We start from the raw sequence: 12,495 nt of genomic DNA, 5'->3' as shown, positions 1-12,495 counted from the left end.
CTGACGCAGCAGCACACCTCGAGTCCGTTTCCGTGAAACCTCAGGAGCACACCGTGACCGACGCGCACACCGCCGGCCCGTTCATCGCCGCCATCGACCAAGGCACCACCTCCAGCCGCTGCATCGTCTTCGACCGGGACGGCCGGATCGTCTCCGTCGACCAGAAGGAGCACGAGCAGATCTTCCCCAAGCCGGGCTGGGTCGAGCACGACGCCACCGAGATCTGGACCAACGTCCAGGAAGTCGTCGCCGGGGCCATCGAGAAGGCCGGCATCACCCGCGACGACATCAAGGCCATCGGCATCACCAACCAGCGCGAGACCACCGTGCTGTGGGACAAGAACACCGGTGAGCCCGTCCACAACGCCCTCGTCTGGCAGGACACCCGCACCGACGCGCTCTGCAAGGAGCTCGGCCGCAACGTCGGCCAGGACCGTTTCCGCCGTGAGACGGGCCTGCCGCTCGCGTCCTACTTCTCCGGCCCGAAGGCCCGCTGGCTGCTCGACAACGTCGAGGGGCTGCGGGAGCGCGCCGAGGCCGGCGACATCCTCTTCGGCACCATGGACACCTGGGTCATCTGGAACCTGACCGGCGGTGTCAACGGCGGCAAGCACGTCACCGACGTGACCAACGCGTCCCGCACCATGCTGATGAACCTCCACACCATGGAGTGGGACGAGAAGATCGCCGAGTCCATCGGCGTCCCGCTGGCGATCCTGCCGGAGATCCGCTCCTCCGCCGAGGTCTACGGCGAGGTCACCGGCGGCAGGCTGGGCGACGTGCTCGGCGGCATCCCGGTCGCCTCCGCGCTCGGTGACCAGCAGGCGGCCCTGTTCGGCCAGACCTGCTTCTCCGAGGGCGAGACCAAGTCCACCTACGGCACCGGCACCTTCATGGTGATGAACACCGGTGACAAGATCATCAACTCCTACGCGGGCCTGCTGACCACGGTCGGCTACAAGATCGGCGACCAGCCGACGGTGTACGCGCTGGAGGGCTCGATCGCCGTCACCGGCTCCCTGGTGCAGTGGATGCGCGACCAGATGGGCCTCATCTCCACCGCGGCCGAGATCGAGACGCTCGCGCTCTCGGTCGAGGACAACGGCGGCGCCTACTTCGTACCGGCCTTCTCCGGCCTGTTCGCCCCGCACTGGCGTTCCGACGCCCGCGGTGTGATCGCCGGTCTGACCCGGTACGTCACCAAGGCGCACCTGGCGCGCGCCGTCCTGGAGGCGACCGCCTGGCAGACCCGGGAGATCGCCGACGCCATGGTGAAGGACTCCGGCGACGAGCTGGTGGCCCTGAAGGTCGACGGCGGCATGACCTCCAACAACCTCCTGATGCAGACGCTCTCGGACGTCCTGGACGCACCGGTGGTGCGCCCGATGGTCGCCGAGACCACCTGCCTCGGCGCCGCCTACGCCGCCGGCCTCGCCGTCGGCTTCTGGTCCAGCACCGACGAACTGCGCGCCAACTGGCGCCGGGCCGCCGAATGGACCCCCCACATGGACGCGGAGACCCGTGACCGTGAGTACAAGAACTGGCTCAAGGCCGTCGACCGGACCATGGGCTGGATCGACGACGACGAAAGCTGACCGAAGCCTGCGGGGAGCTCAGCGGCGAGCTCCCCGGCGAGCTCGGCCACATCGTCCCGATGAGGAGTAAGAACCCCAAATGACCAGTCAGACCACCCTGCAGTCCGTGCCTGCCCTCGGGACGCGCCCGGCCTCCGGCTCGAACCCGAGCCGCGCCGAGACCCGGGAGCAGCTCTCCAAGGCGTCGTACGACCTTCTCGTGATCGGCGGCGGCATCCTGGGCATCTCCACCGCCTGGCACGCCGCGCAGGCCGGGCTCAGGGTGGCTCTGGTCGACGCCGGCGACTGGGCCGGCGCCACCTCCTCCGCCTCCTCCAAGCTGCTCCACGGCGGTCTGCGCTACCTGCAGACCGGCGCGGTGAAGCTGGTGGCGGAGAACCACTTCGAGCGCCGTGCGGTGTCCCGTCAGGTGGCCCCCCACCTGGCGAACCCGCTCACGTTCTACCTCCCCGTGTACAAGGGCGGGCCGCACGGCGCGGCGAAGCTCGGCGCGGGAGTGTTCGCGTACTCGATGCTGTCGGCCTTCGGCGACGGTGTCGGTCACCTGCTCTCCCCCGCCAAGGCGCAGGCGGACGTTCCCGAGCTGCGCACCGAGAACCTGAAGGCCGTGGCCGTGTACGGCGACGACCAGATGAACGACGCCCGCATGGCGCTGATGGCGGTCCGCGCGGCCACCGAGGCGGGTGCGGTCGTCCTCAACCACGCCGAGGTCACCGGCCTGCGCTTCACCAAGGGCCGGGTGACCGGTGCCGAGCTGCGCGACCGGCTCTCCGGCGACGAGTTCGGCGTCAGCGCCCGGCTCGTGCTGAACGCGACCGGCCCGTGGGTCGACCACCTGCGCCGTATGGAGGACCCGAATGCCGCGCCGTCGATCCGTCTGTCAAAGGGCGCGCATCTGGTCCTGAAGCGCACCTCCCCGTGGAAGGCGGCGCTGGCCACCCCGATCGACAAGTACCGCATCACCTTCGCCCTCCCCTGGGAGGACATGCTGCTGCTGGGCACCACGGACGAGGAGTTCGAGGGCGATCCGGCGGATGTCGCGGTCAACGACAAGGACATAGCGCAGATCCTCGACGAGGCCGCGTTCTCCATCCGCGACCAGCAGCTGGACCGGAGCCTCATCACCTACGCGTTCGCCGGTCTGCGGGTGCTGCCGGGCGGCCCCGGCGACACCGCGAAGGCCAAGCGCGAGACGGTGGTCACCGAGGGCAAGGGCGGCATGCTGTCCGTCGCGGGCGGCAAGTGGACGACCTTCCGCCACATCGGCCGTACGGTGATGCAGAAGCTGGAGTCGCTGCCGGGCCACCCGCTGGGCGAGGACTTCGAGCCGATCTCGTCGCTGCCGAAGAAGCTGCCGCTGCCGGGTGTCGCCAACCCGCGCGCGGTCGCCCACCGGCTGCTGACCGACGGCCCGGCGCCGGGCCCGCGGATGGCGGCGGACACCGCCAAGCACCTGGCCACCCACTACGGTTCGCTGGCCTTCGACATCGCCCGCATCGCCAACGAGAGCCCCGAGCTGGCCGAGCGTGTCCACCCCGACGCCCCGGAGATCTGGGCGCAGGTGGTGTGGGCCCGTGACCACGAGTGGGCCGAGACGGCGGACGACGTGCTGCGCCGCCGCACCACGCTGACGATCCGCGGCCTGGCCACGGACGAGGTCCGGACGAAGGTCCAGGACCTGCTCGACGAGAAGTAGGCGTCGAGGAAGCAGATCTCGCGCGCCGGCACTTCCCTGACCGCCCGCCGGCAGCCGCGGAACGGCCCCCTCCGCACAAGGGGGCCGGGCACAGGAAGGGGGTGGCTCCCCGCCGACGGAGCCGCCCCCTTCGCCATGCCCGCACCGTCGCCGTGCCTTCGTCGTCCGGGTCGCGCGGCGCGGCGGGGATCGCGGGGTGTTCCATGTCGGCGAACGGGGCAGTGATCCGTTCACTCCCCCGTGCAAGGGGGCTGCGGGCGCCCCCGCCGAACGCCGTAAGGTTGGGACGTCAAGCGAGGGCACGTCGGAAGGAGGCACTGGGTGATCGAGCTCGAGGGGGTTCCCGAGCTGATCGACCCGGTCATGGTGGCCGCGTTCGAGGGCTGGAACGATGCCGGCGACGCCGCCTCCACCGCGGTCGCGCATCTCGAGAGGGAATGGAAGGGCGAGGTCTTCGCGGCGCTGGACGCCGAGGACTACTACGACTTCCAGGTCAACCGCCCCACGGTCTTCATGGACGGCGGCGTGCGGAAGATCACATGGCCGACGACCCGGTTGTCGGTGGTGCGGGTCGGCGGCGACAAGCCGCGTGACCTGGTGCTGGTCCGGGGCATCGAACCGTCCATGCGCTGGCGCTCGTTCTGCAACGAACTGCTGGGCTTCGCGCACGAACTGGGTGTGGAACTGGTGGTCATCCTGGGCGCTCTGCTCGGCGACACCCCGCACACCCGTCCGGTGCCGATCAGCGGGACCACGTCCGACCCGGACCTGGCCCGCCGGATGGACCTGGAGGAGACCAAGTACGAGGGCCCGACGGGCATCGTCGGTGTCCTCCAGGAGGCGTGCACGCACGCGGGCGTACCGGCGGTGTCGCTGTGGGCCGCCGTACCGCACTACGTGTCGCAGCCGCCGAACCCGAAGGCGACGCTGGCGCTGCTGAACCGGCTGGAGGACCTGATCGACGTGCGCATCCCGCTGGGCGAGCTGCCCGAGGACGCGCGCGCCTGGCAGGTCGGCGTGGACCAGCTGGCCGCCGAGGACAGCGAGGTCGCGGAGTACGTGCAGACGCTGGAGGAGGCCCGGGACACCGCCGAGCTGCCGGAGGCGTCGGGTGAGGCGATCGCCCGCGAGTTCGAGCGGTATCTGCGGCGCCGGGACGGCGGCCGGGACAATCCGGGGGACCGGACGCGCCCGCCGATGCCGCCGAAGCCGGGCACGGACGACGGGGAGTCGTCGGAGGACTGAGCCCTGTGCGGTGGGGCGGTGCGAGGCGTGGTCGTGCGCCCCGCACCGCCCTTCCTCACACTCGGGGCACGGCCACCGTGTCGTAGTCGGTGTCGGGGGCCGGCGGGTCGATGTCGAACCGCGCGTTGGGCAGGTAGATCCGGTCGCCCCAGGCGGCGGCCGTCGTCGGGATGCGGAACCGGTCCGGGTCCGTGACGCGGGTGATCAGGGAGCCGCGGGTGCCGGACGAGTTCAGCCGGAAGACGTCGATGGCGTTCTGCCACTGCTGGACGACGTAGAGGGTGCGGCCGAGCAGCAGCAGGCCGTCGCCGTTCGGCAGGAGCGCGCCGCCGAGGTCGACGGCGCTCGCGCTGCCGGTGCGCGGGTCGACCCGCATGAGGCCGCCGCCGCCCGCGAAGGCGTTCACCACGAGCAGGGCGCTGCCGTCGGGGGTGCGTTCGATGCCGTTGGCGGTGAAGTCGGGGCCCTGCTCCCAGTCGCCGCTCAGCGGCACGGTCTCCACGCCCTGCGGAGCGCCGTCACGGCCGAGGTCGAGCCGGTAGAGCCGGGGCAGGAAGGAGTCGGTGAACCAGGCGGCGCGCGGGGTGAGGACGACGTCGTTGACGAAGGCGCCGCCGACCTCGTGCACCTGCTCGATCTCACCGGTGCGGGCGTCGACGGTGCGCAGATCGCCGCCGGCGCCGCCGGAGAGGAAGAGCCGGCCGTGCCGGTCGGTCTTCAGGCCCACGACGGGACGGTCCGGGCCGAGTCCGCGGTGGACGACGCGGCCGCGGCCGGTGGCGAGGCTCGCCCGGTAGACGTCGCCGTTGGCGAGCGAGCCGAACCAGGCGTACGGCTCCGAGCCGATGGCGATGCCCTCCGGCTGGAAGCCGTCGGGCAGCGGGAAGCGGGTGGGCCAGGTCGCCTGCCGGGCGTCGGCCGCGTGTGCGGTGCCGCCGAGCAGTGCCGCCCCGGTGAGGGCGGCGGTCGTGGTGAGCAGTCTGCGCCGTGCTAAGGAACGCTCCGTGGATGTCACTGCGTATGTCCTTCTGCGAGGGCCGACGCGAACGGCCGGCCGGACGGTGTTGGTTCCAGACGTGTCGCGTGTCGTTCCAGACGCGCCGCGTGCTGTCTCCGGACGTGTGGCGTGCTGTTTTCCGGACGTGTCGGTCCGGGGCACCGCCTCCGGGTGGAGGGGGCGCCCCGGACCGTACGCGGCTGCTACAGGGCCACGCCGAGCAGGGCGTCGACCGCGCGGGTGACGACGCCGGGGGCGCCGGTGTCCTCGCCGCCCTGCTCGTGCTGGAGGGTGGCCCAGCGGTCGACGGCGGCCAGCGCGGCCGGGGCGTCGAGATCGTTGGCCAGGGCCTCGCGGATCTCCTCGACGAGGGCGTCGGCGCCCGGCCCGTCGGGCCGGGAGACGGCGGACCGCCAGAGCTCCAGCCGGGCCTCGGCGTCCCGCAGGACCTGGTCGGTCCACTCCCAGTCGGCGCGGTAGTGGTGGGCGAGCAGGGCGAGCCGGATGGCGGCCGGGTCGACGCCGTCGCGGCGCAGCCGGGAGACGAAGACCAGGTTGCCCTTGGACTTGGACATCTTCTCGCCGTGCAGGGCGACCATGCCGGCGTGGACGTACGCCTTGGCCATGGGGAACTCGCCGGTCAGCACCTGTGCGTGGGAGGCGCCCATCTCGTGGTGCGGGAAGGCGAGGTCGGAGCCGCCGCCCTGGACGTCGAAGCCCATGCCGAGGTGGTCGAGGGCGATGGCGACGCACTCGATGTGCCAGCCGGGGCGGCCGCGGCCCAGCGAGCCGCCGTCCCAGCTCGGCTCGCCCTCGCGGGCGGCCATCCACAGCATCGGGTCGAGCGGGTTCTTCTTGCCCGGCCGGTCCGGGTCGCCCCCGCGCTCGGCGGAGAGCAGCCGCATCGCGGCGGCGTCCAGGTTCGAGACCTGGCCGAAGTGCGGGTCGGCCTCGACGGAGAAGTAGATGTCACCGTCCAGCTCGTAGGCGGCGCCCAGTTCGCGCAGGCGCTCCACCAGCGGCACGATGCCGGGTATCGCCTCGACCGCGCCGATGTAGTGCCGCGGCGGCAGCATCCGCAGGGCGGTCATGTCCTCGCGGAACAGGGCGGTCTCCCGCTCGGCGAGCGCCACCCAGTCGAGGTCGTCGCGCTGCGCCCGCTCCAGCAGCGGATCGTCGACGTCGGTGACGTTCTGGACGTAGTGGACCTGCCGCTTGGTGTCCAGCCACACGCGCTGGACGAGGTCGAACGCGTTGTAGGTCGCCGCGTGACCCATGTGGGTCGCGTCGTACGGGGTGATGCCGCAGACGTAGATACGGGCGACGGGACCGGGATCGAGGGTGACCAGAGCGCCGGTCGCGGTGTCGTGGATCCTCAGGTCGCGGCCCTGACCAGGCAGGGCGGGGACCTCGGAAGCGGGCCAGGCATGCATGCCTTGAGCCTAACCGGACTGGAGTTCCGAATCCGAACCGGACCAGGCCATATGGCCGGGAAGGCGCTCTTGCGCGTTCCCGGCCGATGTGCCTCGCGGCCGCTGCCTCACGCGGCGCCGCTCACACCGGTGGCCACGGGATGGCGGGCCACTCCCCGCCCGGCTCCGGGTGGACCCCCGAGGTGAGCAGGGCGTCGACCCGGGCGCGGGTGGCGTCCAGCTCGGCGGGGGTGATCAGCCCGGCCAGGCGTTCGGCGAGCGCCCCGCCCTCCCGCAGCCGCTCCTTCAGGCCCCCGAGGACCGTCACGGCCTCCTCGGTGAGGGATTCGCCGGCCCAGCCCCACAGCAGGGTGCGCAGCTTGTCGTCGACGTTGAAGGTGACCCCGTGGTCGATGCCGTAGAGCCGGCCGTCCCCGGCGGGGAGGAGGTGGCCGCCCTTGCGGTCGGCGTTGTTGATCACCGCGTCGAGTACGGCGAGCCGCCGCAGCCGCTCGTCGTCGGCGTGCACCAGCAGCGCGGTGCGGCCCTCCCCCACGTCGGCGAGGCCGATCGCCTTCCAGCCCGGCGCCGGTTCCTCCTCCTCTACGAGGGCCAGCAGCTCGGCGCCGGGGACGGCCTCGATCCACAGCTGGACCATGCCCTCGCCGTACGGCCCGTCGCGCAGCACGGTCGACGGCACCAGGTCCCACCCGGTCGCCTCGGAGACCAGGTAGGCGGCCACCTCGCGGGCGGCGAGCGTCCCGTCCGGGAAGTCCCACAGCGGGCGCTCCCCGGCGACGGGCTTGTAGACGCAGGCCGTCTCCCGGTCCTCGTACGTCACCGTGCAGTACAGCGCCGCGTTGGAGGCGTCCCGGATTTGTCCGCGGACGGTCAGCTCGCCCTCGGCGAGCAGTTCCGCCGGGGTCATGCTCCGCGGCGGTATCCGTTCTGGCGCGGACATACGTGTCCTTCCGGGTCGAGCGGCAGGCTGCACAGCGGGCAGGGCGGCCGGCCGGCGTTGACGACGTCGAGGGCGCGCTTGGCGAAGGCTCTGGCCTGGGCGCCGGTGAGGCGGACCCGAAGCATCGGCGGGCCGTTCTCCTCGTCCTGGAGCAGCCGCTCCTCGGCCTCGGCCAGGTCCTCGTCGGAGTCGGCCTCGAGCTCCACGAGGGCCTGCGCCTCGACGACCATGCGCTGCTCCTCGCCGTCCCAGGCGAGGGCCATCGTGCCGACCCGGAACTCCTCCTCCACGGGGGTGTCCAGCGGGGCGGTGTCGGTGATCTCGGCGGGGGCCACGGCGGGGACGGCGGCACTGCCGCCGCTGCGCCGTACGACCTCGTCGAGGAGTTCGTCCATGCGCTCGGCGAGCGCGGCGACCTGCGTCTTCTCCAGGGCCACGCTGGTCACCCGGGAGCCGGCGGAGGCCTGGAGGAAGAACGTACGGCGCCCGGGCAGTCCGACCGTGCCGGCCACGAAGCGGTCCGGTGGGTCGTAGAGGAACACCTGACGGGACACGTCCTGTCTCCTGGAATCGTCTGGACTTGTGGATCGGCATCGACTTCGGGACCGACTGACCGCTTCACCCTACTGCGGCCGACGATCACGGTGCGCCCGCACCGCCCCCGACGGGTGCGTCCTCGGCCGGGGGCTCCTCGCGCGGCACCAGGGAGGTGAAGTCGCCCGTGTCGCCGAGGCGGACGAGGAACGGGCGCAGACGGGTGTAGCGGATCGCGGTGATGGAACACGGTTCCACAGCGATCCGCTGGAAGAGGTCGAGATGAAGTCCGAGGGCGTCCGCGACGAGCGACTTGATGATGTCGCCGTGCGAACACATCAAGTACACCGCGTCGGGCCCGTGATCGCGCTCCACGCGCGCGTTCCACTCGCGTACGGCCTCGGCCGCGCGGGTGGCCATCGCGCGCATCGACTCACCGCCCGGGAAGGCGGCGGCCGACGGGTGGGCCTGGACGACCTCCATCAGCGGCTCGTCCTTGAGTTCGGCGAGCTTGCGGCCGGACCAGTCGCCGTAGTGGCACTCCCCGATCCGTTCGTCGGTGTGCGCGGTCAGTGCGGGGCGGGCGTCGAGCAGCGGCCGGATCGTCTCCTGGCAGCGCTGGAGCGGGCTGGTGACGATCTCGGCGAGCGGGAGTTCGGCGAGGCGGGCGGGCAGGGCCGCGGCCTGGGCGGTGCCGCGTTCGTCGAGGCGCACGCCGGGCGTCCAGCCGGCGAGCAGTCCCTCGGTGTTGGCGGTGGAACGTCCGTGCCGGACGAGGATCAGCGTGGGCATGCGGCCCAGCGTAGGCGTACGCCGGAGGGCGTGTGTGAGGTGTGGAAGGGAGAATGCGCTTCGTGATCGTCGACTGCGGCATCTACCGGGAGGGGCATCGTGTGGAGGGTCCTTCGGACCTCTCCGACGCGCTGGACGAGGCGCGGGCCGCGGGCGGCTTCGTGTGGATCGGGCTGCACGAGCCGAGCCCGGAGGAGTTCGAGCTGGTCACCGAGGAGTTCCGGCTGCATCCGCTGGCCGTGGAGGACGCCTTGAAGGCCCACCAGCGGCCCAAGCTGGAGGTGTACGACGACTCGCTGTTCCTCGTCCTGAAACCGGTGGTGTACGAGCCGGAGAGCGACGCGGTGTCCTCCGGCGAGGTCATGATCTTCCTCGGTGACGCCTTCGTGGTGACCGTCCGGCACGGCGAGGGCGCACCGCTGGCCGCTGTACGCAAACGGCTGGAGCGGGAGCCGGAGATGCTGGGCAAGGGCCCGACGGCCGTGCTCTACGCCATCGCCGACGCCACCGTCGACCACTATCTGGAAGTCGCGGGCGAGCTGCAGAACGACCTGGAGGAGCTGGAGACGGAGGTGTTCTCGCCGGACGTGGCCGGCTCGCGGCACACCGCGTCGCGGATCTACACCTTCAAGCGGCAGATCCTGGAGTTCCGCCGGGCCAGCGGGCCGCTGGCCCTGCCGCTGACCCGGCTGGCCGGGAACGGTCCGTTCGGCGCGGCGCCGCCGTTCGTGAACGACAAGGCGCGGCCCTTCTTCCGGGACGTGCACGACCATCTGACCCGGGTCAACGAGTCGGTGGACGGGCTGGACCGGCTGGTGTCGGACGTGCTGTCGGCGCATCTGGCGCAGATGAGCGTCCGGCAGAACGACGACATGCGGAAGATCTCCGCGTGGGCGGCCATGGCCGCGGTCCCCACGATGCTCGCGGGGATCTACGGCATGAACTTCGAGCACATGCCGGAGCTGCGCTGGGTGTGGTCGTATCCGGCGGTGATCGGTGTCATGGTCGTCCTGGAGGTGCTGCTCTACCGGTTGTTCAAGAGGCGCGGGTGGATGTGAGGGGGGTGCCTCACGCGAATTCCGGGGCCGACTCCGCGGGGCCGCCCAGGGCGTTGCGGCGTTCCGGCGTCCTGAGGGAGACCATGCGCCGCCAGCCGCCGAGGCGTTCGTAGGCGTAGACCGCGTGGATGCCCGCCGCGAGCACCGCGGACTTGGCCTTCGGCCAGTGCAGGATGCGGCCCATGTGGGCCATGACGGAGAGGCTGACGTCGCGGTAGACGCGGATCTCGGCGAGGGCGCACTCGCGCAGGGTGCGCCGGATGGTCCGGCCGTGGCCGGCGCGGGCGAGGCGCAGCAGTTCCTCGTGGCAGTAGGCGAGGTGGGCGTCCTCGTCCCTGGAGATCATCCTCACCGCCCGGCCGAGGTCGGGGTGGTCGGCGAAGTGCCTGCGCAGCAGCTCCATCTGCTCGGAGGCGCGCTGCTCGGTGACGCGGCTGTGGGCGAGGTAGACGACGACGTCCCGGACGGTGAGGGGTTCGTCGCGCTCGAGCCTGTCGTGGGCGAGGCCGATGCCGGCGCGTTCCAGCAGCATCGTGTAGTCGGTCCCGGGCGGGACCGGGACGGGGTCGAGGCCGCGCTTCCTCATCAGGGCGTTGAAGATGCGCCCGTGCTTGTCCTCGTCGGCGCCGTGGCGGGTGATCTTGGGGGCGAGTTCGCGCTCGCTCGCGGGGACGAGCGCGGCGATGCGGGCGTTCTCCCAGCCGCCCTGGTCCTCACCGCCGGCGGCGATGGAGCAGAACAGGGCGAAGGACTCGTCGTTGTCGAGGATCTCCTGGAACAGGCTTTTGGCCGAAAGCATCTGGGGCACCTCTCTGCAGGGTTCCGCAGGCCGCAAGGAACGAGTCAAATGCGGGACGAGGTGGGCGGCAACAGGTGTGCCGGACAACTCCGCCGAAAGAAGGACCGCCGGGGTGTGCCGGGGGCGTAACCGCGTACGGGGAAGGCGCGTTGTTCCGCGTGACGGCCGTGGCGGGGTAGACCCCCGAGCCCCCACCACGGCCGCGGAAATCCTCCGGCGGCGCAACCCGGGATCCCGTGTGTCAGGCGAGCCCGGCGCGCTCCAGGGCCTCGGTGCCGGCGCGGAGCGAGGCGATCCGCTCGTCGAGGGTGAAGCCCGCGGGGGCCAGGGTGAGGGTGGTGACGCCGGCCGCGGCGTACGCCTTCATCCGGTCGGCGATGCGGTCGACGGAGCCGAGCAGGGTCGTCTTGTCGATGAGGTCGTGCGGTACGGCGGCCGCGGCGCCCTGCTTGTCGCCGGCGAGGTACTTCTCCTGGACCTCGTCGGCCGCCTGCTCGTAACCCATGCGCCGGGCCAGCTGGTTGTAGAAGTTCTGCTTGCGGCTGCCCATGCCGCCGACGTACAGGGCGGTGTAGGGGCGGAAGGTGTCGGCGAGGGCGGAGACGTCCTTGTCGTCGCCGACGGCGATCGGGAGGGTCGGGCAGACGTCGAAGCCGTCGAGGGTCTTGCCGGCCTTCTCGCGGCCCGCGCGCAGGTGCTGGACCGCCGTCTCCTCGAGGTGCTCGGCGGCCGGGAAGATCAGCAGGGCGCCGTCGGCGATCTCGCCGGTCTGCTCGAGGTTCTTCGGGCCGATCGCGGCGATGTACAGCGGGATGTGCTCGCGCTGCGGGTGGACGGTGAGCTTGATGGGCTTGCCTGGGCCGCCGGGGAGGGGGAGGGTCCAGTGCTCGCCGTCGTGGGTGAGGCGTTCCCGGCTCATCGCCTTGCGGACGATCTCGACGTACTCGCGGGTGCGGGACAGCGGCTTGTCGAACTTGACGCCGTACCAGCCCTCGGAGACCTGGGGACCGGAGACGCCGAGGCCGAGGCGGAAGCGGCCGCCGGACAGCGAGTCGAGGGTGGCTGCGGTCATCGCGGTCATCGCGGGCTGGCGGGCGGGGATCTGGAAGATGGCCGAGCCGACGTCGATGCGGGTGGTCTGGGCGGCGACCCAGGTGAGCACGGTGGCGGCGTCCGAGCCGTAGGCCTCGGCGGCCCAGCAGACCGCGTAGCCGAGGCGGTCGGCCTCCTGGGCGACGGCGAGGTTGTCCGCGTCCATTCCGGCGCCCCAGTAGCCGAGGTTGATGCCGAGCTGCATGGCCTTCCCCTTACTGATCAGTAACGTCCCTTTGTGGGGGTGACCCTACCGGGTGGGTGACCACGGGACGTAGACCTCCCTCAGCGCCGCGCGAACGGTGGGGAACGCG

11 protein-coding genes are annotated in these 12,495 nt (G+C 71.6%); 4 read left to right on the top strand and 7 right to left on the bottom strand.

Annotated elements, in window-relative coordinates; genetic code table 11:
• Window positions 1-53 precede the first annotated feature (53 nt).
• The 3 genes from glpK to ACSU6L_RS30190 all read left to right on the top strand — a co-directional run bounded on the left by glpK (window position 54) and on the right by ACSU6L_RS30190 (window position 4,536).
• Window positions 54-1,595, top strand: coding sequence for a glycerol kinase GlpK (glpK, locus tag ACSU6L_RS30200; protein ID WP_437061875.1), 1,542 nt, complete (start codon window positions 54-56; stop codon window positions 1,593-1,595).
• Between the two features lie 79 nt (window positions 1,596-1,674).
• Window positions 1,675-3,291: an FAD-dependent oxidoreductase gene (locus ACSU6L_RS30195; protein ID WP_437061873.1), complete on the top strand. Its 1,617-nt coding sequence runs from the start codon at window positions 1,675-1,677 to the stop codon at window positions 3,289-3,291.
• A gap of 321 nt (window positions 3,292-3,612) precedes the next feature.
• Window positions 3,613-4,536, top strand: coding sequence for a PAC2 family protein (locus tag ACSU6L_RS30190; RefSeq protein WP_073942078.1), 924 nt, complete (start codon window positions 3,613-3,615; stop codon window positions 4,534-4,536).
• A 55-nt stretch (window positions 4,537-4,591) separates the two neighbouring features.
• On the opposite strand, the gene ACSU6L_RS30185 is transcribed toward ACSU6L_RS30190, so the two are convergent.
• The 5 genes from ACSU6L_RS30185 to ACSU6L_RS30165 form a co-directional block, all read right to left on the bottom strand.
• Window positions 4,592-5,551, bottom strand: a complete 960-nt coding sequence (locus ACSU6L_RS30185; protein WP_437061871.1) for an SMP-30/gluconolactonase/LRE family protein — start codon at window positions 5,549-5,551, stop codon at window positions 4,592-4,594.
• Between the two features lie 185 nt (window positions 5,552-5,736).
• On the bottom strand, window positions 5,737-6,966 hold the full coding sequence (gene mshC / locus ACSU6L_RS30180) for a cysteine--1-D-myo-inosityl 2-amino-2-deoxy-alpha-D-glucopyranoside ligase (protein ID WP_437061869.1): 1,230 nt from the start codon (window positions 6,964-6,966) through the stop codon (window positions 5,737-5,739).
• 121 nt (window positions 6,967-7,087) lie between these two features.
• A complete protein-coding gene (locus ACSU6L_RS30175; RefSeq protein WP_437061867.1) occupies window positions 7,088-7,873 on the bottom strand; it encodes an SCO1664 family protein in 786 nt (261 codons plus the stop codon).
• Window positions 7,870-8,460 (bottom strand): DUF3090 domain-containing protein, encoded by a 591-nt coding sequence (locus ACSU6L_RS30170; RefSeq protein ID WP_437061865.1) that lies wholly within the window; start codon window positions 8,458-8,460, stop codon window positions 7,870-7,872. Before ACSU6L_RS30170 ends, ACSU6L_RS30175 begins: the two co-directional genes overlap by 4 nt.
• 85 nt (window positions 8,461-8,545) lie before the next feature.
• Window positions 8,546-9,232 carry a histidine phosphatase family protein gene (locus ACSU6L_RS30165; protein WP_073942083.1) on the bottom strand — a complete coding sequence of 229 codons (687 nt, stop codon included), beginning with the start codon at window positions 9,230-9,232 and terminating at the stop codon, window positions 8,546-8,548.
• Window positions 9,233-9,294: 62 nt separating this feature from the next.
• Here ACSU6L_RS30165 and corA point away from each other — a divergent pair, with 62 nt between their 5' ends.
• Window positions 9,295-10,290: a magnesium/cobalt transporter CorA gene (corA, locus tag ACSU6L_RS30160; RefSeq protein WP_437065119.1), complete on the top strand. Its 996-nt coding sequence runs from the start codon at window positions 9,295-9,297 to the stop codon at window positions 10,288-10,290.
• A 10-nt stretch (window positions 10,291-10,300) separates the two neighbouring features.
• On the opposite strand, the gene ACSU6L_RS30155 is transcribed toward corA, so the two are convergent.
• Window positions 10,301-11,089 (bottom strand): ferritin-like domain-containing protein, encoded by a 789-nt coding sequence (locus ACSU6L_RS30155; protein WP_437061863.1) that lies wholly within the window; start codon window positions 11,087-11,089, stop codon window positions 10,301-10,303.
• A gap of 241 nt (window positions 11,090-11,330) precedes the next feature.
• A complete protein-coding gene (locus ACSU6L_RS30150) occupies window positions 11,331-12,386 on the bottom strand; it encodes an LLM class F420-dependent oxidoreductase (protein ID WP_437061861.1) in 1,056 nt (351 codons plus the stop codon).
• Between the last annotated feature and the right edge of the window lie 109 nt (window positions 12,387-12,495).

The organism is Streptomyces sp. enrichment culture, from assembly GCF_964272855.1.
GTDB lineage: Bacteria > Actinomycetota > Actinomycetes > Streptomycetales > Streptomycetaceae > Streptomyces.
Note: the sequence above shows the minus strand (reverse complement) of the source record. Positions and strands in the feature narration are given on the sequence as shown.